Raw genomic sequence first — 25170 nt, 5'->3', positions numbered from 1 at the left:
TTGGGTAAATTTTAGGTTTACCTACAGCACCAGGTAAGTGTCAGCCAATTTTGGATTGTGAATCATGCAATCCAAAATCTAAAATATGGTAATTCTCTGCGTCAGATTATCCTAACGCCTTCTGAACACCAACTACTTCAACCGGCTGCACCTCTGGCAACAAATGCTTCATGCCTTGCTTAACAAACCCCTGCAAAAAACCAATCTGCTGATTTTGCTGAAATACTTTTTGCAATGTTTGCCGTAAATTCTCCAAATTCAAACCAGTTCCAGAATCTATTGCTATTTCCTGGTGTTGGAAATACTCAACTAGGCTTAACCCTGCGACTCTGGTCAAATAAGCTGCACTTACTCCCTGGACTACGCCACCAGCCACAAAGGTAACGGCATTACTTTTAAGAACAGTACTAATAGCCTTTGTAGAAAGTTCCACTAAACCCAGTTTCAGCATTAAACTTCCCATTGCTCGAGCTACGGTTTGTGCTTGTTCGAGGGAAAATTTCTGCTGATAGATATTACCCAAATCCATTACCATTTGAGCATTAATTGCCGCAGTCGCCAGAATATCAAGGGCCGGGACTGGGTTAGCAAAGGCAGCAGCAGCAGCTATCCATTGATATTGTTCAATAATTGGAGTGGCGCGATCGCGTCTGGTTCCATTCAGCCAGTTTTTCGCCTCAGCTTTCAACAACCCAGCTTTTCTCATGGTTGTCACCCAAACCAGGCGTTGTCCTTGCTGTACCAAAACTTCACCCAACTGCTGCGTCAACTGCTGGACATCTGCTGCTGGTTGTTCCATCCACTCTTGCACAGAACCATCAGCCTCATGCTTTCGGACTTTGATGGCAATGGGAGAGGCCGCGGTTGCAACTACATTTCCCTGCATCCGCTGTTTTAATTGACTAAAGATGCTGGCGCTTTCATCAGTTAAATACTGATCTTGTTTGTTGAAAACCAGGATTGTGGATTGATTTGCTGCCTTTAGCTGCTGTAAAGTTTGAAATTCTGAGTCTGTCAAATCACCGTTTGTCAGAAATAGCACAAAATCAGATTTTGCTACTTCTGCCAAAATAGCCGCATCTGAATTTTCACCGACTTCTCTAAATAAAGGTGCTGTCTCTTGTAGAGATACGAAATTTTGTGTCTCTAGATTTTGCTCTAGCACTTGAATTAAAGTGCTTTTACCCACGGATTTCCCGCCAGTCACAGCCACTTTAATTTTTTGTCTGTCTAATTCCAGCAACAATTGGGCAACTTGTTCTCTGAGTGTTTGTAATGCCGGATGGTTTTCTGCTTCTTGTGCTAATTGGTTAATTACAGTTTCAGTTTTAGCGATCGCACTTTCCACAGTCACCCGATCCACAACCATACCATTTAGCTGCTCTAAACTGTCTTTCGGGCGATTTTGTTGGAATAACCACAAACCGCCGCCTACAGCTAAAGCACTCAACAAACCAAACTCACTCACCTGCACTATAGAATCGTGCCAACTGTCCAACATCCACAGGGAAAAGGACAGTCCCAATCCTCCCACTAAAATTGGTCGCTGCAACTTCACAACCATGATTCTCCGCGCCTTTTTGATGGCTATTTCTTCCAGAATAGATCAAAATAAAACAAAAACCCTGCAATCTTAACTGATTGTAGGGTTTTTGTGTTGTCTTTCATTTGGTGGCGGGAAGTGGATTTGAACCACTGACCTTCGGGTTATGAGCCCGACGAGCTACCAGGCTGCTCTATCCCGCGTTGCTCTCGACTTATTTATAGTAACCTATAGTCAAGAGTTTGGCAACTACAAAAATGATAATTCTCCAATTACTTCTAAACGCTTGTATTTTCCTAAGGTGACAAACTTCTCGGAGAGGCTTTGTGCGGCGCTGGGACTAATCCAACCCATTTGTTGGAGTAAGTGAATAGCAACAGCATGTTTTGCCCGTTTTGCCCCATCCATAACTTTAATTGCCAATCCCATACCTTCACCGAGTCTACCAATGCACTGCACTCCTTCAGCACCAGCTTTACTGACTAGTTCCCCTGGAGTTAAGCGCATCAGTTCCGTATCAAATTCTCCATCTCCTGCTACCAAAGCGGGGTGATGAGTCATCGCACGGACAATACGCTCCATATCCAAGTTAGTACTAGAAGCTAACAGGGCATACAAAGAGGCCATGTGACCTAGTTGCATCAGATAAGTTGGTGCGCCGCAATCATCATGAGCGCTGATAAATTCCTCCGCTGGCATTCGCAGCAATTCTGCTACTTTGCCCAAAATCAACTGCTGTATTGGGTGCTTGCGATCCAAATAGTTATTCAAGGGCCAACGGCGTTGCTGACAAACAGCTAACATCCCTGCGTGTTTTCCAGAGCAATTGTATTCTAAAGGACTCCGCTTATCTTCAGGAATTGGACACTGGAGTATAGTCGGGTCAAGATCAGCCCGCCAAAGAATATTAAATACCTGTCGGACTTGATCTATTCTGCCTTTATGGGAACTTGTAATAATTGCTAAGTCGCGATCGCTGAGTTGATAGCGTTCCAGTGTACCTGTGGTGGTGACTGCGAGTGCCTGAAATGGTTTGAGGGCTGAACGGATAAATGCAGCAGTTTCAGAATTTCCAGCAACGGTTAAAACCCGTCCTCGTTCGTCGCAGACAACAGCTTGGACTATATGCCTGGATTCAATAATACCTTCCCGCAGCAACCGGACTTCCAGTGCTGTGGCTTGAGTTCGTTTTCCCATTGTCATGGGTTTATATTTATCACCTTTATTTAATTAATTTAGTCATTGGTCATTGGTCATTAGTCCTTAGCTAATGACTAATGACCAATGACTTTTAAAACAAATGCCAAACTATAGTACCAATAACGTACATTCCCGCCAAGCCAGCAAAGGTAAATTGTAACCGCCGCAGAATGGGTTTGATTTCGTATGCAACAATTAAGCGATCGCGGTTGAGGACTTCCTGTGGTTTTATCCAAGTTTGGCCGTCGTACCAGCCGGACTCTTCATAAAAGACTGTGGGACTACAAAGGCGATCGCACACGTAGAACCAGCCTAAGTACAACCTTACCAGTATAAGCACTAACCCGACACTCGCTCCGGCTGCACCACAGAGAATAAAATGTGCAATATACTTGTGAGGTGCAAAACTTGCCGCAGCTATAGGCCCTGCGAAAAGCCAAGATAAACCCCAAATCCAAACAAGTTTCGTGATATACTCGCGCCAATCTAAAGTAGTATCACGAAACAGCCAGGAAGTTTTTAACTCTTCGTATTCATTAAGCGGTTGTTGGTCTGTAGGAACTGGGCAATTAGAAACCGAAGACCTAATCATGTTGGTTTACCCTCACCTTCATCAGATTCTGGAAGGGAAATACGCTCTGCATGAATCCAGAACGCTTCTAAATTATAAAACTCCCGTTCTTTGGGCATCATGATGTGAACGATCACATCACCGTAGTCTTGTAGTACCCAACTTCCCTCGACTTTTCCTTCTGTCCTTAAGGGACGGCGTTGTAAGTCAGTTTCAACTTTTCCTTCAATTGCTTGAGCGATCGCCCTGACCTGTACTTTAGAATAGCCAGTCATCATCACAAAGTAATCAGCCAGGTAAGACACCTCTGCTACTTTCAGCAATAAAATCTCACCTGCTTTGCGGTCTGATGCTGCAACAGCGATCGTTGCAGCTAATTTTTCACTCGCCTCTTCGGTTTGGCCGTGGCTTATTACCGCACTCTTTGTCAGTGGGACAGATTGCAATGGGAAATTTCCTTGGAAATAATCAGTCATTAAACCTCAGGTGCTTTCTTCCTTTTGAAACAATTGTTTACATTTACTTACAAACAACAAACAATTGATCTGACCAAATGTGTCAATAGGTTTTTTTGAATACTAACAAAAAAACAGGTGTCTATGGGGCTAGTTTGATAATTGACTGTTTCGATGCAGTTGCGGATGGTTATTATGCAGCGATAAATCAACCAATAGCTTTCCAGAAATAATTTCCAGCGAAAATAATCGCAGATTCATCAAACAGCACAATATGTAATGGAAAGCTAGTAATTCGCAGATAAGGCCACATCTAGCCTTTAGACTATCTGCTAAAAATTACGACACAACACAGCATACTCATAACTGGTCTACCAAAAGTGCAATTTCCGTACATTTATTGCTAGGTGATTTTATATACTTAAGATCCTTTCTCCACGGATTGAATGAAGCGAAGCCGTGGAATTTTCGGTTCAACAATGTACTTGGAAACCTGCTTTTCTATTGCTGTATATTTCCTAATAAAATTTAGCTACCCTCAAAATCTTCTATATCTAGATTTGAGGGCTTGACACTGCCCGATTCTAGCCTTGTGGTAGTTAAATGTAACTTAGCTGCGGAGATTAAACTTCTTGTTTCGTAACTATGCCTGTAGACTGAATTGCTCGACGATCTGCTGTCAATGAGTAACACAAGGACTCATACTGATTTAAAGCTTGCTCAAAAGCATATTGCTCAACGGCATATTGACGACTTTTGTAACCCAGAGTTTTGACTTTTTCGGGGTTTTGGTACAAATCTAAAATTGCCATAGCTAAGGCTTGAGGATCTTCTGGAGGAACAATAATTCCACCACCACTTTGCCTGATGGCTCTTGCTGCCGTACCATTATCGGGGACAGAGGCAACTAAAGCCCCTCCACTGGCAAGTAGCACTTGAATTTTTGACGGCATATTGAAGGATACAACATTTTTCTTTTGCACCACCAAGCCAACATCGGCAGCTGACAACATTTGTGGCAAATCTTTGCGGGGTTGAAATGGCAGTAGCAAAACATTATCTGCGCCGCAGTCTAGACATTCCTGTTGCAATCGTTGTAAACCTTTTGCCTCTCCAACGATGACAAAAACAATATCTGGGATATGACGCAATACAGAAGCCGCTTTGACAACGCTTTCTAAGCCTTGGGTTAGGGCGATATTACCAGAATAAAGTACTACAAATTTGCCATTTAGATTATGTGCTGCCCGGAAAGGGTTATCTTCTTTAGGCAAAGGGCGGATAAAATTTACATCAACCCAGTTGGGAATTTGTACAATTTTGTCAGCTTCTACGCCCTTACCTCGCAAATTGTCCACAAACCCATCGGCGATGACGCTAATTTTACTGGCAGTGCGGTAGGCAAATTTTTCCAATAATGTAAACAACTGGATAAGTAATTTATTTTTCAGTAGACCGACGTGGACGGCTGCTTCTGGTAATATATCTTGTAGATTTAAGATCACAGGACAAGCACGTAACCATCCTAAAAGAGCAACTGGTACACAGCTTGGCAAGGATGGCGATGTTGACAGAATCACATCTGGACGCCAACCAATGAGGGCGGGTACAAAACTAGTGACAACAAAACTCGCATCTAATAACACCCTATCTAATAGGTTGGGTTGTGGACGAATCCAAACGTAACTGCGTTGAATTTGAACGCCATTTTTGTATTCGTTGAGATACCACTTGCCCCGATATTCCTGGTAAATTTGACGCTCAGGGTAGTTAGGCATAGCAGTGACTACGCGCACTTCATGCCCACGTTTCACTAGTCCCTCTGCTAATTCAGTCATCAGTGGGGCAATACCAATTGGCTCTGGATAGTAGTTGTAGGAGTAAATTAAAATCCGCATAAAAATTAGTCCGAAGTACCCCGGTTTTTTATTTAATGACAAATACTTGTCTTAAACATCATTTGGAGCTTGAAAACTCCTATATCTAATTGTGACTTCAGACTGCTTTTCTGTCAGGGATTTTCCTTAAAGATTGAGTAAACTTTGATATTAGCTACTTAGTGAAATTGTGAATTTTTTTTACTATTTAAGCAATCTTCCAATTGTTCGTTTTTGATTGGTACTTACGTAGAAACCCTAAGTATATTTGGTTTTGCTAACCCTAAGATTAAATTGGGATAGTTAGTCTTAATTCTCCCTAGAGGTAAAGACATAACCAATTTTAGTAATATCTGATATTAATAAGACTGTTTTATAATACTAGTCATTCAATGAGCGATCGCCCTTGTATTTTCTCTTTTTTTGCTGGCTCAGGTTTCCTAGATTTAGGTTTTGAAACCAGCGGTTTTGATATTGTTTATGTCAATGAAATCTTCGCCCCATTTATGGCTGCCTATCGCCATTCACGGGAAGTTCTGAAAATGCGATCGCCTGAATATGGATATCATCACGGTGAAGCAGCAGATGTAAAAAAACTTATCGCTGGAAAAGAAGCACAACGCCTTCAAGAATTAGTCAAAGATTGCCGCAAATCTCATAAGACAATTGGTTTCATAGGTGGGCCTCCCTGTCCTGATTTTTCTATGGGTGGCAAAAATAGAGGGAGTTTAGGAGATAATGGCAAGCTTTCCGCTTCATATATTGAATTAATTTGCCAAAATATTCCCGACTTCTTTTTATTTGAGAACGTTAAAGGTTTATGGAAAACGGCAAAACACCGTTTATTTTTTGAATCGCTCAAGCAACAATTACAGGAAGCAGGATATATATTAACAGAGCGGTTAATTAATGCTATCGAATATGGTGTACCGCAGGATAGAGAAAGAATTATACTAATTGGCTTCAAGAATAATTTTCTTAAGGATATAGGAATAAAATTCAGTAGTGAAAAGTTACCATATAATGGATATTTTCCTTGGAATGATTACATCGTATATCCTCAAGAAAAAGTTTTTGCTTACCCCTGGTGTAAGTGTGAGACATTCAAAGAAAATTATTTAATACCTTGTCCTGATGGTATACCTGAAGAACTGACAGTTGAATACTGGTTTAGAAAAAATAACGTTCTGAAGCATCCTAATGCTGAACACTATTTTCAACCAAGAGCAGGTATCACAAAATTTGCTGCTGTTGATGAAGGAGATAATTCCAGAAAGTCTTTCAAGCGTCTGCATAGATGGCGTTACTCTCCAACAGCTTGCTATGGAAATAATGAAGTACATTTACATCCTTATAAAGTTCGGAGAATTTCTGTAGCAGAAGCTTTATCTATCCAATCTTTGCCTGCAAATTTTGTACTTCCAGAGAATATGTCGCTAACGAATATGTTTAAAACTATTGGTAATGGCGTGCCATATTTGGCATCGAAAGCGTTAGCTAAAACTATTATTAACTTCTTAGAAACTGGTGTGAAAAATACTGTTGATATTACTAACCTTACTACCACATAACGTCAACTTAAATACTTACAGTAATTCCGGCATATCTATAAAACCAAAATTTAAGACAAGTCAGTAGCTTGTTTTCAGGATAAACTCGTAATAAATGTGGTTTAATATATATATAAGAAATGTTTTAATTTTTTATAAAGTTTAATAATCAATCACTGGCAGAAGACACGATGGCAGCAGACTATCCAGACATTGATATTGCGCCATTTATCGATCACTCTCTGTTAACGTCAACGGCTACTCCAGAGCAGGTTGAGCAATGGTGTGAAGAAGCATACAGATTCAATTTTGCGGCGGTTTGTCTGTTCCCCGCTCATGTCAAGCAAGCAGTTGAACTTCTCCACGGTAAGAACCCGAAAGTCTGTACGGTGATTGGCTTTCCTTCTGGTGCGACAACTTCAGCAGTGAAACTATATGAGGCTCAAGAAGCGGTGGATAGTGGGGCCACTGAGTTGGATGTGGTAATGAACTTGAGCTGGTTGAAAGCTGGCAAAACTGAAGAAGTCCACCGGGAGATTGCCGAAATTTGTGAAGAGACTGGGCAAACGGTCAAGGTAATTTTGGAAACTAACCTGTTGACAGATGCGGAGAAAAAAATAGCTGCTGAAATAGCTATGGAGGCGGGAGCAGCATTCTTAAAAACTAGTACAGGTTGGAATGGTGGTGCAACAGTGGCAGATGTACGACTTTTGCGGGAATTGGCAAAAGAAAGGGTGGGAATTAAAGCTTCGGGTAGTATCCGTACTATCAATCAAGCCCTAGAGTTAATTGTAGCGGGTGCTACTAGATTAGGCACCTCTCGCGGTATCGATTTGATCCGCCAGCGCGATAACCTGGGAAAAGGTGAATAGTCATTTGTCCTTTGTCCTTTGTCATTTGTCATTTGTCCTAAGCTAATGACCCTTGACCAATGACTAATGACTAATAACTACTAATGATTAGTGACTAATGACTAATGACTAATGAGTAGAACCTACAAAGCAACTGGTATTAATCTTAAAACCCAGGCATTGGGAGAATCGGATAAAATAGTCACGATTTTGACACGTGAATTCGGTCTGATTCGAGCAGTGGCTCCAGGATCACGTAAGCACAACTCCAGCCTGGGCGGTAGGAGTGGGATGTTCGTTGTGAATGAACTATTGATTGCGAAAGGGCGATCGCTTGATAAAATTACTCAAGCACAGACGTTAAAAACTTATCCTGGTTTAGCTAAAGATTTGGGAAAATTAGCAGCCAGTCAATATTTAGCAGAAATAGTTCTGTGTGAAGCTTTGAGCGAACAACCCCAAGAAGAACTTTATGAGTTGTTCACTGAACATCTTCATCGGTTAGAGGCGGTGTCTAGTGTAAATCAATCTGGTGTTTTGGCTCATTTAGCTCATGGTGTGTTTCACCTTTTAGCCTTAGCAGGACTGACGCCGCAAGTGCAAATCTGTTGCATATCTGGGCGCCCCATTAAGCCAGATTTTACAGACCCAAACTGGCAGGTAGGATTTAGTATCCCTGCGGGTGGAACGGTTTCCTTAGAAGCTAGGGAACGTTTGCGAAGAGAGGGACAGAAGGAGAGGGGAAGAGAGGAGCATAGGAGCAGGGGAGCAGGGGAGCAGGAGGAGATTAACAACCAATTTCCAATTTCCAATGCCCCATTCTCAATGCCCAATGCCCAAACAGTTGTTATGCATCGGCAAGAAATACCTGTGATTTCTTGCCGTCTAGGTGCTATGGAACTGGCTTTGCTTCAACATCTGTCACAACCAGAGATAATGCAAATTGATGGTGCTAGAGATCATAACTGGTTATCTGTTGAGCAGATTTTGCGCCAGTATGCTCAGTACCAATTAGGTCGCCCTATTCGCTCTGCTACCTTGATCGACTCTTATTTTGCTGCCAACCATGATGCAACCGTCTGATTTGGATAAAAAAATCCTACCTTTGTCACCAAGCCTCGTCAAAAAACAGAATAGGGTATCAGATCCTACAGTCAGGAATCACTTGAGTGCCATTCCCAAGTCTACACTTAGTCAAATAAATAGCCAAGAAATGTCTCCAAAAGACGTTTCTAAAAACGATCAAAGTTGGACAGCGGAGATCCCAAAAACTGATGTTCCAAGTCAATCAGAAACACAATCTGAAAACAAATTAACCACTGCTGAAGCAGATAGCAACGGCGATGCCTGCGGCGGGCAAGACCTACGCAACGGGCAGAATTTGCCAGTAGCGACTATCCCAGAAAAAGAACCACCGAAATTAGATGGATCTGGTTCAGGTGGAGAAGCTATTGCAGGGAATGTAAAACAGCAAGGATTTTTGCCTGTATTAAAAAACCCTAATTTTCTGGCTCTTTGGGGCGGTCAAGTTTTCTCTCAATTAGCAGATAAAGTTTATTTGGTGCTGATGATTGCCTTGATTAATACTCAGTTTCAAGCAAGCAATCAGAGTATTAGTGGCTGGGTGTCAGTCTTGATGATGTCTTTTACTATTCCAGCCGTTTTGTTTGGTTCCGTTGCTGGCGTGTTTGTCGATCGCTGGTCAAAAAAAGCTGTGTTGGTAGCAACGAATATTTGGCGCGGCATCCTGGTTTTGTCAATTCCCTTCCTGTTGTGGTTGACTCATGACTGGAAACCCATAGGACTGCTACCTGTGGGTTTTGTAATCATCTTGGGTGTGACTTTTTTAGTGTCGACTTTGACACAGTTTTTTGCCCCGGCAGAACAGGCGGCAATTCCTTTAGTGGTAGAAGATCAGCATTTACTCTCGGCTAATTCGCTTTACACAACTACGATGATGGCATCGGTGATTGTTGGGTTTGCCGTTGGAGAACCGTTGTTAGCGATCGCAGATGGACTTTGGCTGCAAATTGGTGGTAGTGGTAGTTTGGGCAAAGAACTTTTAGTAGGTGGCAGTTATGCGATCGCTGGACTAATTTTGTTCCTTCTGGCAACTAAGGAAAAACACCACCACCCCGATACAGAATTCCCTCACGTATTCTCTGACTTGCGGGACGGTTTTGCTTATCTCAAAGCAAATCATCGCGTCCGCAATGCTTTGCTTCAACTGATTATCTTATTTTCTGTCTTTGCAGCATTAACAGTTCTAGCTGTTCGCATGGCAGAAATAATTCCCAATATGAAAGCCTCACAGTTTGGCTTTTTACTAGCAGCTGGCGGTGTTGGCATCGCTGCTGGAGCAACAATTCTCGGTCAATTTGGTCAACGCTTCTCATACACCCAACTAAGTCTGTACGGTTGTATGGGCATGGCAGCATCCCTGATTGGTCTATCAATATTTACAACCCAACTATGGCTAGTTTTGTTACTAGTGGCGCTATTGGGCATATTTGGGGCACTAGTGGGAATTCCTATGCAAACCGCAATCCAAACAGAAACACCTCCAGAAATGCGTGGTAAAGTTTTTGGCTTGCAGAACAATGTAATTAATATTGCCCTTTCCTTACCTTTGGCATTAGCTGGTGTTGCAGAAACCTTTCTGGGATTACAGGTAGTTTTTTTGGGATTAGCTGCGATCGTCTTTTCAGGAGGTATATTAACCTGGTATAACTCACACAAGTAGTTATCAGCTAACAGGAGTTATTATTCATTACCTTGATGTAATTAATAATTTACTGAAAGCTTTTGTGTTCATGGTAAACTATGTCCAGTGAAAATTTATCACATACTTGCCGGATATGAATCTGACATTAGTCAGAATAAGTTGTTTAAATATCAGAGATTAACAACTTATAAGTAGAATAAATAAAGCCATAAATCCATTGGTTTAATCAGCTTAGAATATAGCTTTTTAAACTAGAGTATTGTGGGAATTTTTAATAAATAAAAACCAGCAAGTATAGCTAGATAAAAGAAAAATCACAAAAATCATACAAGTAATAGATTAAACCCGCTTTTCTTACAGCTAAATAAAGAATGCGTATAGCCTGGATTGGAAAAAAATCACCCTTTTGCGGCAATGTCACCTACAGTCGAGAAATTACAAATGCCTTGCTAGATAGGGGACATCAAGTTAGCTTTCTTCACTTCGCCCAGGAAGAGTCTGAACCTGACAATTGGCCAAATCTTCGAGAGGTTTCCCTGCCTTTCATTTACAAGTCACAGGTTTATACAATTCCCACTTTTAAAGCGACCAAACTTTTAACCGATTCACTGCGGGAAATCAAGCCAGATGTAGTCCATGCTTCCTTGACGTTATCTCCTCTAGATTTTGTTCTACCAGAAATCTGTGAGGAACTGAGATTGCCCCTAATTGCCACTTTTCACACACCGTTTGCTGGGAAGGGGGCAAAATTGATATCGGGGACACAACTTTTGGCTTATCAGCTCTATGCACCTTTTTTAGTTAACTACGATCGCGTGATAGTATTTTCCCAAATTCAGCGGGAATTATTGGCACGGATGGGCGTGCGGGAAGAAAATATTGCTGTAATTCCCAACGGTGTTGATACCGCCAAGTATTCTCCAGGATTTTCTCAAGTCAAAGCAGAATTTAAAGCCGAACGCTTATTTGTCTATCAGGGTCGCATAGCCCCAGAGAAAAATGTCGAGGCCCTCCTCCGCGCTTGGAAGCAGTCGGCAATGGCGCCTGGTAGTAAGTTGCTAATTGTTGGCGACGGGCCTTTGAAATCTTCTTTAGAGCCGTTTTATGGTTCAGAGTACGGCATTATCTGGTTAGGATTTGTCGCTGATGAAGACCGACGCATCGAAATTTTGCGGGGCGCAGATGTATTTGTTTTGCCTTCATTGGTAGAGGGTTTATCCCTATCTCTGTTAGAAGGAATGTCATGTGGGTTGGCTTGTTTAGCAACAGACGTGGGTGCTGATGGAGAAGTATTGGAAAAGGGCGCAGGTGTAGTTATTAGTACCAAAACAGCGCGATCGCAATTAAGAACCCTCTTGCCAGTGTTGCAAGATCATCCTGAGTTAACAACCCTACTGGGGCAAAAAGCCAGACAGCGTATATTAGACCGCTATACCCTTAGTAAAAATATTACTCTGCTGGAAGAACTTTATAAAGAAGTTTTAGCACAACGACCTCTACCGCTAAGTCGTAGAGCGTAGGGAAAGGGATGAAGTGCGATGCCTGCGCCTACGCATTTTTATGCATATCAGTGTTCTCCAGATGCATCAGGTGCAGTTTAGCTTTTCTTCATTCGCCTCAAGAAATAGCGGCAGAGCTGCAATGATGTGCATTTCCAGCCAGAGGCTGGAAACGAGGTTTTAAAGGGGTTTGGGCTTAATTTGAAACCCATGAGCAATGTTCCCTACTGTGTATAAACGAGAATCGCTATAAAGACCATCCTAAAGTAGTTGGCTGTTCATAAACCCGCTTTAGAGTATTTACGTCTCTGGGAGAAATAGGCGACGGGTTACGAACTTGAGAAAAATATAGCGCATCAGTGTGTAGCGGACTATGACCCCAAATTCCTAGTGCATGACCAAATTCATGGCGGGTTGCTGCAATGAGATATTCACCTGTTTGAGTAGGACTTAGCAAGATGGTGAAGCGGTGGGATAAAACTTTGTTGCTGGTGTATAACTCGTAAGTAGTTTGTGCCGATCGCGCACGGGGTATATTACTACCAGGGGAAATTTGTAAAGGTGGCGCTTTTCGCGCGATCGTAATATCAGCAATTTCTGGCTGTTCTACTACTATCAAAGGTAAATAAGTACTCCACTCCTGTACACCCTGTAAGACACCGTTAACCCATACTTGAGCTTGTTTTTCGCTGATGGCTCTTGGTGGTTCTACGTAAACTCGAATGGGAAATTGCGACCAGACTAAATAGCCTACTTGGGTTGTTGTGACTTGAGAGAAGTAGTCACCACTGCTAGTGCTATCTTGCCACTGTGCGAGTGTGGGCGGTAAGGGATGGGGTTTTGGGGAAGATAATGGGGAGGTGGGGAGAGAGATTATTAAGTCTGAATATACATATTTTGGTATTATTGTAAACCCATCACTCGATTGGATATTAGTAAAAAGGATTAACAGCCCTGTGCCAAGAAATAAGGCAAGAACTGTCATTATCCGTTGTGAAATTAAATTTATGAGGGTGTTAAGTATCGGGTGTTGGGTTCTTTTCCCCATTTACCTATCCTTATTTAGGCAGCCAACCAGCACTTAAAACTACTGTTAAACCAAGAAAAATTACTGTCAAAGCCCAAGTAATTCGGTTTAAAGTGTTTTCTGCACTTTTGGTGCTGCTAAATAGCTGGGCTTGCCCGCCAATCGCTCCAATGCCATCACCTTTGGGGCTATGCAGTAAAACCAAGATAATCAAACCAGTGGCGGAAAATGCCCAAATGCCTTGCACTATATTAGTAGCTGTCATGGTAGGAATCTCTTTTATAAAAAGTTTCAAAAAACAGAAGTCAGAATTCACAATTCAAAAGTTAGGAGTTCACTAAAAACTCCTAACTCAGCACTCAGCACGGGCTAAACGCCTCGCTATCGCTAACAGCACTCAGCACTATTTTACAGTCCTACTTGCACTGGGGTGCGAGTGCGTTGCAGCTCATATTCTGCTGTTTTCAGCAGCGATCGCCCGGTCATTTCTGGTGGCTGAGGCAGCTGTAAAATCTCTAGAATCGTGGGAGCGATGTCGGATAGCTTGCCATCGCTTCGCAGTTCGACATTTGTACCATATCCAGGGATTTTGACTTTCTCGCCTTCCACCAAGATGAAGGGGACTGGGTTAGTGGTATGAGCTGTCCAGGGATTACCCCCTTCATCTAGCATATACTCAGCGTTGCCGTGATCGGCAGTAATAATTGTTGTACCACCGGCTTTGATAACGCTCTCTAACAAGCGTCCCAAACAGCGATCAACTGTTTCAATTGCTGTAATAGTAGCGTCGATTTGACCAGTATGCCCTACCATGTCTGGGTTGGCATAGTTAATTACAACTAGAGAATACGTACCCTTTTGAATCGCAGCGATCGCAACATCTGTAACTGCTGCTGCTGACATCGCTGGGGCGTGATCGTAAGTCGCTACCATCGGGCTGCTTACTAGTTCCCGATCTTCTCCAGCAAAAGGTTCCTCTAGTCCCCCATTAAAGAAATAGGTGACGTGGGCGTATTTTTCTGTTTCGGCGGTGCGGAACTGATTCAGACCATGATTGGCAATCACTTCTCCCAGAATGTTACTGAGATTCTGAGCCTCAAAGGCTACAGCCACTGGTAAATCTGAATCATACTGTGTAAACGTGACAAAGGACAGCGGTGTGATTTGCTGTCTTTCAAAACCGTTAAACGTTGGACTGACTAAAGCTTGAGTCAGTTGTCTAGAGCGATCGGGGCGGAAGTTGAAAAATATCACCCCATCCCCTGGTTCTATTGCGCCGGGTGCAATTCGGATGGGGTTGATAAATTCATCTTTTACCCCTTCGGCGTAAGATGCTTGCAAGATTTCTACGGCGTTGCGATTATCACCCACAGCATCTTGAGTCATCACGTCGTAGGCGCGTTTGACCCGATCCCAGCGGTGATCGCGATCCATCGCGTAGTAGCGACCGCAGAGGGTGACTATGCGCCCAATTCCTGTACGGTCTATATAATCTTGCAGCAGTGTGATTGCTCTTACACCGTCAGTTGGGGCGGTGTCACGACCATCGGTGATGGCGTGAATACAAACTTCTGGAATTCGCTGGTCTTTGGCTAAGTCAAGTAGTCCGAATAGATGGGTGATATGAGAATGTACCCCTCCCTCAGAACAAAGGCCTACTAGATGCAGCTTGCTATTCCGAGAACGAACTTCCTGGCAAATTTTGACAAGTGCTGGGTTTAAGGCAATAGAACCGTCTTCGACCGCATCGGAGATGCGTACCAGTTCTTGCGGTACCACTCGCCCAGCACCAATGTTCAAATGACCAACTTCCGAGTTGCCCATTTGACCCTCTGGCAACCCTACGGCTTTTCCTGATGTGTGGATGAGGGTATGCGGGTAGGCTGTCCATAAACTGTCCACGATGGGAGTTTTAGCAGCAACAATAGCGTTTCCTCGCTTCTGGTCGCAGTAGCCCCATCCGTCTAAAATGACTAGCACCACAGGAGCAACAGGTGCTTTGGTCATAGTAAAATTGCCCTTTACTTTTTGTAATACCCGAATGATACCACTGCTAATCCACGCCGCAAGTGAATTTTTGCTTATTAATTTCTTTTATGAAAGAACTTGCAGTTTTTTGAAAGATTTTTTTAAACTTTAGCAATTTTTCTGTAATGTTCTTGATCTCTAATAACAAGTAATTACTTAGTAGTAGCGTTTTATCACTACTACTAAGGCACTATGCAGTGCATCATTTCCTTTTCGTAGAAGCTTTTGCAGCTTTTTTAGCAGCTTTTTGGGCTTCTATTGCAGCTAACTTTGCCTGTTCTTTTTCTTCGGCAATTTTCTGGAGATAGTAATGATAGTCTCCTAAGTAAACCCGGAATTCACCATCACGAATTTCGACGATTTTGTTAGCTACTTGAGAAATAAAGTAGCGATCGTGGGAAACTACAATTGCCGTACCATCATAATTTTTGAGAGCTTCTTCCAGCATTTCTTTAGCTGGAATATCGAGATGGTTTGTCGGCTCATCTAAAATTAGTAAGTTCGCGGGACGTAAGAGCATTTTTGCCAACGCCAAACGAGCTTTTTCTCCTCCACTTAATGCCCCAACTGCCTTAAATACAGTATCACCAGTAAATAAGAAGCGTCCCAAAAGCGTGCGGACTTCTTGATTATCCCAGTCGGGAACTTCATCATGGATAGTTTCCATGACAGTTTTCTTCAAGTCCAAAGCTTCAGCTTGATTTTGCTCAAAGTAACCGGGAATAACGTTATGATCCCCTAATTGAACGCTACCTTCTGTAGGTGGTTCCATACCCATAATGACGCGCAAAAGGGTAGATTTTCCAGCACCATTGGGGCCAAGAAAAGCAATGCGATCGCCTCTTTCAATTAGCAGATTTGCTGCCAAAAACAAGATTTTATCACCGTAAAGATGAGTTAAATCTTTAATTTCTACTACCTCGCGTCCACTGCGGGGTGCAGGGGGAAAACGGAAATGTAGAGTTCTTACCCCAGCAATGGGTGCTTCAATACGCTCAATTTTGTCGAGTTGCTTTTCCCGGCTTTTTGCCTGGGTACTGCGGGTAGCACTGGCGCGGAATCTATCAACAAAGGTTTGCTGTTTCTCTAATTCTTTCTGTTGGCGTTCGTAAGCACTCAGTTGTGCTGATTGACTTTCGGCTTTTTGTTCCAAATATGCCGAGTAGTTACCAAGGTAAGTACTGGAAACACCACGTTCTGTTTCCACAATTTGGGTGCAGAGGCGGTCAAGGAACTCCCGGTCATGGGAGACTATTACCATTGGCGTAATCAGCCCTCTGAGATAATTTTCCAACCACTCAATGGTTTCTAAATCTAGGTGGTTAGTCGGTTCATCCAGCAGCAACAAGTCGGGTTTTTGCAGCAAAATTTTACCTAAACTCATCCGCATTTGCCAACCACCACTGAAAGCGCTGACGAGGCGATCGCCATCTTCTAGCCCAAACCCCATCTCTGGTAAGATTTTCCCGATGCGTGCATCTAAGTTGTAGCCATCCAAGGCTTCAAATTTACGTTGCAAGCGATCCAACTTGTCGATCAGTCGATCCAGTTCCTCTGGGGTAGCAGTTTCCATCTCTTGTGGAATGTGTGCCAGAGATAACTGTACTTCGTTGGCTTCTTTGAAGACAGTCCAAAATTCTTCTCTAACGGTGCGGGTGGGGTCTACTTCAAACTCTTGGTTTAGGTAGGCTATATGTAAGCTATTGGGGCGAATGATTTCGCCGGCGGTGGGTTCCATTTCCCCAGAGATGATTTTGAGTTGGGTAGATTTTCCAGCACCGTTGACACCGACTAAGCCAATGCGATCGCCTGGTTTAACTTCCCAGTTGATATCTTTGAGAACTTCGCCTGTGGGATAAATTTTACTTATATGTTCTAGTCGCAGCATTAAGTTTCTCTCAGGTAGGGAGTGGGTGGTTGAGGACGAAGTACTAACACCGCCTCTAATATTAACAAAAATTAACTATAAATTCGTCGTGAGAAAATCGGGGAGGCGCAAAGCAAATTTGGCTTGAGCTACGGATAAAATTTACCACATCTATCTTAAGGGTGGCTTTGTGTTACTTGTCTAACTTCTTCGACACTTAAATCTAACGCCTCTGCTACTTGTTCTACAGTCAACCCTGCTGCCAACATTGCTGGTACTGCTTTGAGCTTCCCTTTAATCTCACCTCTAACCTCACCTTGTTCAATACCTTGTTCAACACCTTCCTGAAAGGCTTCCTGATAAAATCTGGTTTGCTTTAACTCACTTAAGCCAAACATTTCTTCCATCTCCTCCCTACTCATTGCAGGAAATTTGTAAGCCAAAATAGTCTCTATAAATTGTAATAATTGTTGCTGTTTTGATGGTGAGATTATCTCTGACTTGGTTCTGTCTATCAACTGCCTTGCTTGTGCGATCGCTATATCGTCGGTTGCAATTACTAATTTAGCAGTTGCAATGCCAAGTGGAAGCAATGCACCTTCACCTAATTCATCCAAATAAATGCGCCTGACGCGCCCACTTGTGAAAAACTCGCGGTAATGTTTGATATTGCCTGTATCTACATTCCTGTTTGGGTATAAAACCACAGCACCCCAGTCAAAATAATTCGTAATTTTTAATTCGTAATTCGTAATTATTACCCCACACAGAAATGCAGTAGCTTGAAGAAAGAATCAAATTTATTTTTTTTATCAATAAATTGATTTCCTTCGTACTCTCAATGGATTAATTAATAATTTATAATTAATTGACTCTTAACTACAAACTACGAATTACGAATTATGAATTAAAAATGATGATGTCTGTTTTCACAACTTTTTATCATTTGAAATTTTGATCTGCTGTTCATGTGTTACTTGATTCTTCAGAACCATCTCGCACTTTCAGCAATTGCTCTTTTGCTATACCTAATATACGTGAAAGGGGCGGTAATAAACTATCATCAAATCCTTCTCCGGCATAAATATTATTCAGTTCCGTAGGAGATAATTTGAAGGTATCGCAAAATTTAGCAAACTCCTGGTTACTCAAGTCAAGCTCTTTTTGCCTATCTTGAAGTAAAACTGCGATCGCTCTAGTTCCATACTTGGGACGTTCACTAGTTTTTACATATTTTTCCATTAAATAATTGACTTTTCTGGTATCGCCGCCGATTTTTTTAATTAAATCAGTACAAGCCATTTTCAGCGCTTTCTTTAAAACTTCTTCTTCATTTAAAATTTTAATAATTTCATTGGCATATTCTGGTTTAAAAAATCCCACCAAATTCCCTTGATGATAAACTGGTATATAAGGATTGTTCGTTTCAAGTTGCCAATCTAATGGCTCATTGCGTAGCGACATAGGTGCACCCCTAAATATTTTAAGATTGCACCATTTTAAAACCATTTATTGTTTAACTGCCAGTAAAAATATCCTAAACCTGGCGATTAGAAATCGCAGCTATACAGACAAAACCCACCTCCGTGGGTTTCAACTTGCTGGAGTCCACGCAGACGGACTTAGTTTGTGCAGCCGTTATGTATTTCTATCAAAACCTTTAACTCAGCCAAAATTAGCGATCGCCAGGTGAATCAATGCGATTTTACTACTCACACGCCTAGTTTTGTGATTCGTATTCTTCAAAAATTATTACAGCAGCTTCTAGGTATCGATCTAATAGACGACGATCGGATATATCAGGTAATACTAATTCGACTGCCATAGTGGTTTCTATTACTCCACCACAATCTTCTCCATCTTTAAAAGCTGCGATAGAACCCCATAGTCGAGCTATTGCAGTTTGAATTTCTTCCCTTTCAGGCAAATACCATATTTCTCGACTAATTTCATTACACTGTAAAGGAGTTAAAAAATTTGGCTCTGACAAAGCTTGCTGAATATATTTATTAAGCTGGGAGAGTTTGTCCGATTCAATCTCGGATGAATATATTTGTATGCATTCTATTGCCCATTGAATTGCCAAACTATAGTGATATTTTTGTAATTTAAGTGCAATTGGATAAGCCCAAAGTATTTGTTTTTGCGCTATAGTTTGTTTTACATTTTCTATTACTTCTTTCATAGATGTAACTATATCTAACTAACTTGAAGTAAAACTTATAAGTATATAATTTTTTTGACCTCGTTCTACTTAAGGTATCTCCAAATAACAAATGAGCGTCATAAAAATGGTAGTAATTATCCTTCCCAGTCTTGACGAGTATCGCACAGAAAATTGTCTGCGATCGCATCATCAAATAAATACGGGCAATCCTTTGGAAAAGTTCGTAATGGTAAGTTAGTTTCTCGTAGCGCCAAATCGACTCCCGCTTCAAAACCATCTAACAAGGCTTCTTCAATTCGAGACTTTAAGCTAGGGTTCTGCCGCAGATGCCTATGAATGGCGCGGCGCTGTTCTCGAATTGTTAAAAACCAACTGCGACAACGTTGTTCGGGTTGATACTCCCACTTTAAGAGATGACCAAGTAATACACTCAGACGGCTCACAAGTTCTCGATACTCCTGTCTCCCCAAAGCTTGAATTTCTTCTTGCAGGTGTTCCCAGTCTAGTTCCATAACTAGCCTCTGCTCTAACGCTTTAGCCTGCTGCTGTGTCCAGCCATAGAAGTCTTGGTCATACAAAAAAGGTTTGTCCATAGGGTTGAATCTTGACAGCAAGAGACGACGAGCTATAGCGCTTCTGAGTTGAGTCCAATACAGACCTAACCCCCAGCCCCTTCCCTACAAGGGAAGGGGAGTAAAATTCAAAGCCTCTCTCCTAAAAGGAGAGAGGTTTGGAGAGAGGTCAGAGTGTATTGCATACAAACAAGAAACGTTATATTTTAATGATTTAAATTCAATCCTGAACAAATATTCAACTTGCCTTCGCCTCATCCCCGGATGCTTCAGCCACAGCCGCCAATCTCTCCGCCGCAGCTTGCACAATTTGAGCCACTTGGGCCAAAGGCATATGCTGGATTTGTCTAAGAATCAGACTCAAATCTGAGGTTTCTGGAATTGGCTTGCCATCTATGCAGCTGATTAACTCTTCCATTGTGTAGCCTGCTTTCGATGCGATTCGAGCCAAATTTTCTGTATCTGGAACCTTCACACCTTTTTCCCACATCTGAACAGCAGTAGCAGATACCCCCAAAAGCTTACCAAATGCTCGCTGACTCATTGAACCGCGAGCTAGTTTAATGATTTCAATCAGTTTTTGTTTGCTTTCGATCTTCACTGCTTATATAGCTAGCCAACTTTATTTACAAGTCTACTTTCAATATTACAAGTTTACTTTTATATTGACAGCCTTGTGTTTTAGTATTAAACTATATCTCTGGTTGTAAATCAGCAACTACAGACATCAAGCTAGTAGACGAACCCATCTATCTTTAACCAACCCAAAAAACTTAGTTTGCTACGGCAGTTGTGCTAGTAGCTAGACTTTGCTGCGAAGAAATAATATCGAAGGTGCATCATGTTTCGCAAGCCACGCAAAATTAACCAATATCGCCGCAAAGGTAAAAACCTTATAGCCACTAATAAAATTAAACCAGAACGGTGGAACATTTCTGACGCAGAAACCAAAGAAGCTTTAAAAGTTAAAGGCTACGATGTTAAGCAAATCAAAAAAATCCACCTTCTGAAGCATCAAGTGTGTATTTCCTACTGGGATACAAAAGGCAATATATGCAGCAGTTTTTTTAGCTACCGGATTTTTGCACGTTGGCAAGAAGAAGTGGAAAAGCTAATTTATACCTGTAAAACCTTGAAGGAATGGGCAAAGTTAAATTACGTTATGAAGTACGAATTTGCCTATTACCATTATCCCAGTGAAATAGAAGATACACTCCACGCAATATTAGAAAACCACTTGTCTGTGTTAAAAGCAACATTACAACAAGTGGTTTTACAGGATATTTAACAGCAAAAATTATTACCATTTGTAGAGACGCGATTCATCGCGTCTTTATCCAACCAAAGATGTGTTGCAATCATTAATTGAATTCAATTGGTATTAGTTAGCGGCAGAAGTCGCTAACTCCGCCAGACGTTCCTGTTGGTCTAGAGATATACAAGATTGGATAAGTGTCTCTAAATCACCATCCAAAACAGGGGTAAGGGAATAATTCTGACCTAACCGATGATCGGTAGCGCGGTTATCTTTATAATTATAGGTGCGAATTTTTTCTGATCGCGATCCTGTACCAACCTGCGATCGCCGCATGGAAGTAACAGCTGCTTGTTGTTCGCTTAACTTGATGTCATACAACTTCGCCCGCAGAATTTGCATCGCCCGTTCTTTGTTTTGCAACTGGCTGCGTTCTTCTGTACAGAAAATGCGTATTCCCGTTGGTTTGTGCATCAAGTCAACGGCTGTTTCCACCTTGTTGACGTTTTGTCCGCCAGCACCACCAGAACGGGCTGTAGTCATTTCAATATCTTTCGGGTCAATGTGAATTTCCACATCATCGACCTCTGGCATAATCGCTACCGTAGCTGTGGAAGTATGAACCCGTCCCCCAGATTCGGTTGCCGGCACGCGCTGCACACGATGCACTCCAGCTTCAAACTTTAGCTGGCTGTAAACGTCATTACCTTTGATTTCTAGAATGACCTCTTTCCAGCCACCCATTTCTCCGCGAGATTCGCTCACTAGAGAAACTTTCCAACCTTGAGTTTGGGCATAGCGGGTGTACATCTGCATCAAATCGCCAGCCCAAATACTTGCTTCATCGCCACCAGTACCAGCGCGAATTTCCAACATGATATTCTTTTCATCATTGGGGTCGCGTGGTAGCAGTAAGACTTTCAAGCGAGACTCTAAATGTTCTATTTTTTCTTCAAGTTCTTTTACTTCCAGTGATGCCATTTCTTGCAACTCTGGGTCACTTGCAGATTCTTTGTAAACCTGACGCGCTCCGATTAAGTCTTCTTGGGCTGTTTTCCAAATCTCATAAGTATTAACCACCTCTTCCAAAGAAGAACGAGACTTAGCAATTTCTTGATACTCATCAGGATTGCTAGCGGTATCGGGGTCGCCAAGACGACGTGTTAATTCATTAAAAGTTTGTTCAACGGATTTTAGTTTGTCCAGTAAGTATGATTCAGCCATGACGATTGCGATCGCTCCTTAAAAAATAACAAATTGGCTCGAGCATATAAATGAAAATCGACCCAGCTGATGCAGGGCCGTCGTTAACAGCAGAGCCAACTCGCTACTTTTTGTCTTGTTCGTCGCCAGATGTTTGAGTGCTGCTCATACCGTACTTACGGAGGAAGCGCTCTACTCGACCCTCAGTGTCAATAATCTTCTGAGTGCCAGTGTAAAAGGGGTGATTTCCAGACCAAACATCTACGTGCAATTCTGGCTTTGTAGAGCCAATGGTCATAACAACTTGACCGTTGCAGTAAACTTTAGCATCTGGATACCACTGGGGGTGAATATCAGCTTTAGCCATTGTTCTTTTTGTGATGAATCTATATGAATTATAACTTTTAGCGTTCAATTGAAGCTAGGGAGTGGGGAGTGGGGAGATGCCCCATGCCCAATGCCCCATGCCCAATTCCCTAACGCTTAGAGTACTGAGGTGCTTTCCGGGCTTTATGTAAACCATATTTCTTCCGCTCTTTTGCTCTCGGATCGCGAGTCAAGTAACCTTCGGTTTTCAAAGGTGGGCGGTTGTCTGGATCTAGTTGGCATAAAGCACGAGCAACTCCTAAGCGAACAGAATCAGCCTGTCCGGTCAAGCCGCCGCCTTCTGCTTTTACCAAAATGTCATATTCGTTTTCTAGTCCCAGAGTTTCCAGGGGTGCTTTGATCACTCCCAGGTAGTTGGGGTTGAATTGGAAATACAAGTTTCCATCTTTACCGTTCACAATCAGTTGACCAGTGCCTGGAACCAAGCGTACCCTTGCTACTGCGTTCTTACGACGGCCAGTACCCCAGTATACGGCGCGACCGCTATTAGCATCTGCTACTACCATTAATTTTCTTCTCCAGGAATTGTACTAATTTGTAGTTCTTTAGGTTTTTGGGCATCGTGGGGATGCGTGGGTCCAGCGTAGACTTTCAGCTTGGTGAACAACTGCTTACCCAGGCTATTTTTAGGTAGCATACCTTTAACAGCTTGTTCTAAAATCCGCTCTGGTATGCGCTGTTGCAGTTTAGCGAAAGTTTCGGTTTTCATTCCACCGGGACGACCAGAATGGCGACGGTAAAGCTTTTGAGTGCGCTTTTTGCCTGTGACTGCTACTTTCTCGGCATTGATGACGATTACGAAGTCACCTGTATCTAGGTGGGGTGTATATTCGGGTTTCTTTTTGCCTCTCAGGATCTGAGCAATTTCGCTGGCGAGGCGACCTAGGCGCTTATCGGTGGCATCTACTATGTACCACTCACGCTCAAGAGACGCTTGAGAAGGAAGGTATGTTTTACTCGTTGTCATTTGTCATTTGTCCTTTGTCATTTTTAATTTGTCATTAGTCATTTGTCTTTTGTCATTTGTCAGTTGTCCTTTGTTATTCACTAATGACCATTGTACAGACGCGATTAATCGCGTCTCTACTGACCAATGACTAATGACTCTTGACTAGTGACGAACTTTGGCAAGGTGTCGTACCAAATCTCTTTTGGAAAGGGAAAATCGGGATAGCCGACTCGCAACAAGCACAAGCCTTGAGGCGGTGCAGCGTATTTCACTTCTTCCCGACGTTGTTCTTTCCAGAGTTCGGTGAAGCTAGAAAGTGTTCGTTGTCCAGAACCTACTTGTACTAGCATCCCTACCAACAGCCGTACCATGCCATACAAAAATCCATCTGCCTGTATTTCAATATGGATAAATGGCCCACTGCGACGACACTCTGCTGCTTGCACCTCTACCCAGGAATGCGATCGCTTTGAGCCTGCACGGTGAAAAGCAGCTAGGTGATGTTTTCCCAAGAGAGGTTTCAAGGCAGCTTGGATTAAAGATTCATCCAGGGGTGCATAATAATAATGCCAACTGAAGGGTCTTACAAACAAGTTAAGCTGATCTTCAGTATATATTGTGTAGCGATACCGTCGATAGGCTGCACTAAAGCGAGCGTGCCAACGGTTATCGACACTAGCTGAAGCCCTGATTAATATATCTGGCGGCAGGTAGCTGTTGAGGATTGTTGCCCACTTGTGAGGCGGAATAAAACCTGTTGCTTCAAAATGGGCTACTTGAGCAGCAGCGTGAACTCCAGAATCGGTTCGCCCAGCCCCATGTAGTGTCACATGGTAACCAAGAATAGTCGCGATCGCAATTTCGATCTCTTCTTGGACTGTTCGGTGTTGTTTTTGCCGTTGCCAGCCATGAAAATGAGTGCCCAGGTATTGGATTACCAAGGCTACTCGATGAGTTTGTGTAGGCTGGTGGCTTTCTAACATACAGATTTTGTCCTTTGTCTTTTGTCATTTCTCCTTTGTCACTTGTCCTTTGTTATTCACTAATGACCAATGACTAATGACTAATGACCAATGACCAATGACTTAAACCAATTCAATTATTGCCATTTTTGCATTATCACCCCGACGCGGTACGGTACGCAGGATGCGGGTATAACCGCCCTGGCGATCGCCATATCGAGTAGGAGCTTGCTCAAATAGAGCGTGAACCAGTTGTTTGTCGAAGATATAGCCAAGGGCTTCCCGACGTGCTGATAAGGAGCCATTTTTGGCTAGGGTAATCATTTTTTCCACTTCACTTCGGAGAACTTTCGCTCTAATTAAAGTGGTGGTGATCTTACCATGACGGATCAGCTCGGTGGCGAGCGATCGCAGTAAAGCACGGCGTTGATCAGCTGGTTTACTGAGTTTTTTGACGCGACAACGGTGACGCATAATTATGC

25 protein-coding genes, 1 tRNA gene and 1 pseudogene are annotated in these 25170 nt (G+C 42.5%); 6 read left to right on the top strand and 21 right to left on the bottom strand.

Annotated elements, in window-relative coordinates:
* Positions 1–106 precede the first annotated feature (106 nt).
* From ACWATR_RS21970 to ACWATR_RS21945, 6 genes are all read right to left on the bottom strand, one after another.
* A complete protein-coding gene (locus tag ACWATR_RS21970) occupies positions 107–1564 on the bottom strand; it encodes a YcjF family protein (RefSeq protein WP_460336977.1) in 1458 nt (485 codons plus the stop codon).
* A gap of 105 nt (positions 1565–1669) precedes the next feature.
* Positions 1670–1746, bottom strand: a tRNA-Met gene (locus tag ACWATR_RS21965).
* 46 nt (positions 1747–1792) lie between these two features.
* A complete protein-coding gene (locus ACWATR_RS21960; protein WP_460336974.1) occupies positions 1793–2746 on the bottom strand; it encodes an asparaginase in 954 nt (317 codons plus the stop codon).
* 88 nt (positions 2747–2834) lie between these two features.
* Positions 2835–3335: a CGLD27 family protein gene (locus tag ACWATR_RS21955; protein WP_069070739.1), complete on the bottom strand. Its 501-nt coding sequence runs from the start codon at positions 3333–3335 to the stop codon at positions 2835–2837.
* Positions 3332–3790 carry a ribosome silencing factor gene (rsfS, locus tag ACWATR_RS21950; protein ID WP_460336970.1) on the bottom strand — a complete coding sequence of 153 codons (459 nt, stop codon included), beginning with the start codon at positions 3788–3790 and terminating at the stop codon, positions 3332–3334. Before rsfS ends, ACWATR_RS21955 begins: the two co-directional genes overlap by 4 nt.
* A gap of 602 nt (positions 3791–4392) precedes the next feature.
* Positions 4393–5667, bottom strand: coding sequence for a glycosyltransferase family 4 protein (locus ACWATR_RS21945; RefSeq protein ID WP_460336967.1), 1275 nt, complete (start codon positions 5665–5667; stop codon positions 4393–4395).
* A 371-nt stretch (positions 5668–6038) separates the two neighbouring features.
* Between ACWATR_RS21945 and ACWATR_RS21940 the strand changes: the two genes are divergently transcribed.
* The 5 genes from ACWATR_RS21940 (at position 6039) to ACWATR_RS21920 (ending at position 12292) form a co-directional block, all read left to right on the top strand.
* Positions 6039–7217 carry a DNA cytosine methyltransferase gene (locus ACWATR_RS21940; protein WP_460336964.1) on the top strand — a complete coding sequence of 393 codons (1179 nt, stop codon included), beginning with the start codon at positions 6039–6041 and terminating at the stop codon, positions 7215–7217.
* Between the two features lie 170 nt (positions 7218–7387).
* Positions 7388–8068: a deoxyribose-phosphate aldolase gene (gene deoC / locus ACWATR_RS21935; RefSeq protein ID WP_460336961.1), complete on the top strand. Its 681-nt coding sequence runs from the start codon at positions 7388–7390 to the stop codon at positions 8066–8068.
* A gap of 111 nt (positions 8069–8179) precedes the next feature.
* Complete coding sequence (recO, locus tag ACWATR_RS21930; protein ID WP_460336958.1) at positions 8180–9130, top strand: DNA repair protein RecO; 951 nt, start codon at positions 8180–8182, stop codon at positions 9128–9130.
* Positions 9117–10790, top strand: a complete 1674-nt coding sequence (locus ACWATR_RS21925) for an MFS transporter (RefSeq protein WP_460340595.1) — start codon at positions 9117–9119, stop codon at positions 10788–10790. The genes recO and ACWATR_RS21925 overlap by 14 nt, the downstream gene beginning before the upstream one ends.
* A gap of 353 nt (positions 10791–11143) precedes the next feature.
* On the top strand, positions 11144–12292 hold the full coding sequence (locus ACWATR_RS21920) for a glycosyltransferase family 4 protein (RefSeq protein WP_460336954.1): 1149 nt from the start codon (positions 11144–11146) through the stop codon (positions 12290–12292).
* Positions 12293–12518: 226 nt separating this feature from the next.
* Here the strand turns inward: ACWATR_RS21920 and ACWATR_RS21915 are convergent, their stop codons facing one another.
* The 9 genes and pseudogenes from ACWATR_RS21915 to ACWATR_RS21875 all read right to left on the bottom strand — a co-directional run bounded on the left by ACWATR_RS21915 (position 12519) and on the right by ACWATR_RS21875 (position 20533).
* Complete coding sequence (locus tag ACWATR_RS21915; protein ID WP_460336951.1) at positions 12519–13319, bottom strand: peptidase; 801 nt, start codon at positions 13317–13319, stop codon at positions 12519–12521.
* Positions 13320–13329: 10 nt separating this feature from the next.
* The gene (gene secG / locus ACWATR_RS21910; RefSeq protein WP_012410686.1) at positions 13330–13563 is read right to left on the bottom strand and encodes a preprotein translocase subunit SecG; all 234 of its coding nucleotides are present in this window, start codon (positions 13561–13563) and stop codon (positions 13330–13332) included.
* Positions 13564–13706: 143 nt separating this feature from the next.
* Positions 13707–15305, bottom strand: coding sequence for a 2,3-bisphosphoglycerate-independent phosphoglycerate mutase (gpmI, locus tag ACWATR_RS21905; protein ID WP_460336947.1), 1599 nt, complete (start codon positions 15303–15305; stop codon positions 13707–13709).
* 223 nt (positions 15306–15528) lie between these two features.
* Positions 15529–17214 carry an ABC-F family ATP-binding cassette domain-containing protein gene (locus ACWATR_RS21900; RefSeq protein ID WP_460336944.1) on the bottom strand — a complete coding sequence of 562 codons (1686 nt, stop codon included), beginning with the start codon at positions 17212–17214 and terminating at the stop codon, positions 15529–15531.
* Between the two features lie 155 nt (positions 17215–17369).
* A pseudogene (locus ACWATR_RS21895) lies at positions 17370–17912 on the bottom strand (Rpn family recombination-promoting nuclease/putative transposase); the annotation flags it as partial.
* Between the two features lie 247 nt (positions 17913–18159).
* Positions 18160–18657 (bottom strand): hypothetical protein, encoded by a 498-nt coding sequence (locus tag ACWATR_RS21890; protein ID WP_460336941.1) that lies wholly within the window; start codon positions 18655–18657, stop codon positions 18160–18162.
* A gap of 256 nt (positions 18658–18913) precedes the next feature.
* Entirely contained in the window at positions 18914–19378 is a 465-nt protein-coding gene (locus ACWATR_RS21885) for a hypothetical protein (RefSeq protein ID WP_460336938.1), read from the bottom strand.
* 116 nt (positions 19379–19494) lie between these two features.
* Positions 19495–19953 carry a DUF29 domain-containing protein gene (locus tag ACWATR_RS21880; RefSeq protein WP_460336935.1) on the bottom strand — a complete coding sequence of 153 codons (459 nt, stop codon included), beginning with the start codon at positions 19951–19953 and terminating at the stop codon, positions 19495–19497.
* Between the two features lie 217 nt (positions 19954–20170).
* Positions 20171–20533 carry a helix-turn-helix domain-containing protein gene (locus ACWATR_RS21875; protein ID WP_094328443.1) on the bottom strand — a complete coding sequence of 121 codons (363 nt, stop codon included), beginning with the start codon at positions 20531–20533 and terminating at the stop codon, positions 20171–20173.
* A gap of 240 nt (positions 20534–20773) precedes the next feature.
* Between ACWATR_RS21875 and ACWATR_RS21870 the strand changes: the two genes are divergently transcribed.
* Entirely contained in the window at positions 20774–21220 is a 447-nt protein-coding gene (locus tag ACWATR_RS21870; protein ID WP_460336931.1) for a hypothetical protein, read from the top strand.
* A gap of 93 nt (positions 21221–21313) precedes the next feature.
* Here the strand turns inward: ACWATR_RS21870 and prfA are convergent, their stop codons facing one another.
* The 6 genes from prfA to rplQ all read right to left on the bottom strand — a co-directional run bounded on the left by prfA (position 21314) and on the right by rplQ (position 25162).
* The gene (gene prfA, locus ACWATR_RS21865; protein ID WP_163927947.1) at positions 21314–22411 is read right to left on the bottom strand and encodes a peptide chain release factor 1; all 1098 of its coding nucleotides are present in this window, start codon (positions 22409–22411) and stop codon (positions 21314–21316) included.
* 103 nt (positions 22412–22514) lie between these two features.
* Positions 22515–22757 carry a 50S ribosomal protein L31 gene (gene rpmE / locus ACWATR_RS21860; protein WP_251955662.1) on the bottom strand — a complete coding sequence of 81 codons (243 nt, stop codon included), beginning with the start codon at positions 22755–22757 and terminating at the stop codon, positions 22515–22517.
* Positions 22758–22866: 109 nt separating this feature from the next.
* A complete protein-coding gene (rpsI, locus tag ACWATR_RS21855) occupies positions 22867–23283 on the bottom strand; it encodes a 30S ribosomal protein S9 (protein WP_190935522.1) in 417 nt (138 codons plus the stop codon).
* Positions 23283–23744 carry a 50S ribosomal protein L13 gene (gene rplM, locus ACWATR_RS21850; protein WP_334819036.1) on the bottom strand — a complete coding sequence of 154 codons (462 nt, stop codon included), beginning with the start codon at positions 23742–23744 and terminating at the stop codon, positions 23283–23285. Before rplM ends, rpsI begins: the two co-directional genes overlap by 1 nt.
* Before the next feature lie 116 nt (positions 23745–23860).
* Complete coding sequence (gene truA / locus ACWATR_RS21845) at positions 23861–24709, bottom strand: tRNA pseudouridine(38-40) synthase TruA (protein ID WP_460336925.1); 849 nt, start codon at positions 24707–24709, stop codon at positions 23861–23863.
* Positions 24710–24811: 102 nt separating this feature from the next.
* On the bottom strand, positions 24812–25162 hold the full coding sequence (rplQ, locus tag ACWATR_RS21840) for a 50S ribosomal protein L17 (RefSeq protein ID WP_094349105.1): 351 nt from the start codon (positions 25160–25162) through the stop codon (positions 24812–24814).
* Positions 25163–25170 lie beyond the last annotated feature (8 nt).

The organism is Nostoc sp. UIC 10890 (genome assembly GCF_054786515.1).
The sequence above is the reverse complement of the archived record's forward strand: the minus strand, read 5'-3'. Positions and strand labels throughout refer to the sequence as shown.

Excerpts from the sequence above, each read along its gene's own strand:
- ACWATR_RS21970 (WP_460336977.1), bottom strand. The coding sequence starts at position 1,564 with ATGGTTGTGAAGTTGCAGCGACCAATTTTAGTGGGAGGATTGGGACTG.
- ACWATR_RS21960 (WP_460336974.1), bottom strand. The coding sequence starts at position 2,746 with ATGACAATGGGAAAACGAACTCAAGCCACAGCACTGGAAGTCCGGTTG.
- ACWATR_RS21955 (WP_069070739.1), bottom strand. The coding sequence starts at position 3,335 with ATGATTAGGTCTTCGGTTTCTAATTGCCCAGTTCCTACAGACCAACAA.
- rsfS (WP_460336970.1), bottom strand. The coding sequence starts at position 3,790 with ATGACTGATTATTTCCAAGGAAATTTCCCATTGCAATCTGTCCCACTG.
- ACWATR_RS21945 (WP_460336967.1), bottom strand. The coding sequence starts at position 5,667 with ATGCGGATTTTAATTTACTCCTACAACTACTATCCAGAGCCAATTGGT.
- ACWATR_RS21940 (WP_460336964.1), top strand. The coding sequence starts at position 6,039 with ATGAGCGATCGCCCTTGTATTTTCTCTTTTTTTGCTGGCTCAGGTTTC.
- deoC (WP_460336961.1), top strand. The coding sequence starts at position 7,388 with ATGGCAGCAGACTATCCAGACATTGATATTGCGCCATTTATCGATCAC.
- recO (WP_460336958.1), top strand. The coding sequence starts at position 8,180 with ATGAGTAGAACCTACAAAGCAACTGGTATTAATCTTAAAACCCAGGCA.
- ACWATR_RS21925 (WP_460340595.1), top strand. The coding sequence starts at position 9,117 with ATGCAACCGTCTGATTTGGATAAAAAAATCCTACCTTTGTCACCAAGC.
- ACWATR_RS21920 (WP_460336954.1), top strand. The coding sequence starts at position 11,144 with ATGCGTATAGCCTGGATTGGAAAAAAATCACCCTTTTGCGGCAATGTC.
- ACWATR_RS21915 (WP_460336951.1), bottom strand. The coding sequence starts at position 13,319 with ATGGGGAAAAGAACCCAACACCCGATACTTAACACCCTCATAAATTTA.
- secG (WP_012410686.1), bottom strand. The coding sequence starts at position 13,563 with ATGACAGCTACTAATATAGTGCAAGGCATTTGGGCATTTTCCGCCACT.
- gpmI (WP_460336947.1), bottom strand. The coding sequence starts at position 15,305 with ATGACCAAAGCACCTGTTGCTCCTGTGGTGCTAGTCATTTTAGACGGA.
- ACWATR_RS21900 (WP_460336944.1), bottom strand. The coding sequence starts at position 17,214 with ATGCTGCGACTAGAACATATAAGTAAAATTTATCCCACAGGCGAAGTT.
- ACWATR_RS21890 (WP_460336941.1), bottom strand. The coding sequence starts at position 18,657 with ATGTCGCTACGCAATGAGCCATTAGATTGGCAACTTGAAACGAACAAT.
- ACWATR_RS21885 (WP_460336938.1), bottom strand. The coding sequence starts at position 19,378 with ATGAAAGAAGTAATAGAAAATGTAAAACAAACTATAGCGCAAAAACAA.
- ACWATR_RS21880 (WP_460336935.1), bottom strand. The coding sequence starts at position 19,953 with ATGGACAAACCTTTTTTGTATGACCAAGACTTCTATGGCTGGACACAG.
- ACWATR_RS21870 (WP_460336931.1), top strand. The coding sequence starts at position 20,774 with ATGTTTCGCAAGCCACGCAAAATTAACCAATATCGCCGCAAAGGTAAA.
- prfA (WP_163927947.1), bottom strand. The coding sequence starts at position 22,411 with ATGGCTGAATCATACTTACTGGACAAACTAAAATCCGTTGAACAAACT.
- rpmE (WP_251955662.1), bottom strand. The coding sequence starts at position 22,757 with ATGGCTAAAGCTGATATTCACCCCCAGTGGTATCCAGATGCTAAAGTT.
- rpsI (WP_190935522.1), bottom strand. The coding sequence starts at position 23,283 with ATGGTAGTAGCAGATGCTAATAGCGGTCGCGCCGTATACTGGGGTACT.
- rplM (WP_334819036.1), bottom strand. The coding sequence starts at position 23,744 with ATGACAACGAGTAAAACATACCTTCCTTCTCAAGCGTCTCTTGAGCGT.
- truA (WP_460336925.1), bottom strand. The coding sequence starts at position 24,709 with ATGTTAGAAAGCCACCAGCCTACACAAACTCATCGAGTAGCCTTGGTA.
- rplQ (WP_094349105.1), bottom strand. The coding sequence starts at position 25,162 with ATGCGTCACCGTTGTCGCGTCAAAAAACTCAGTAAACCAGCTGATCAA.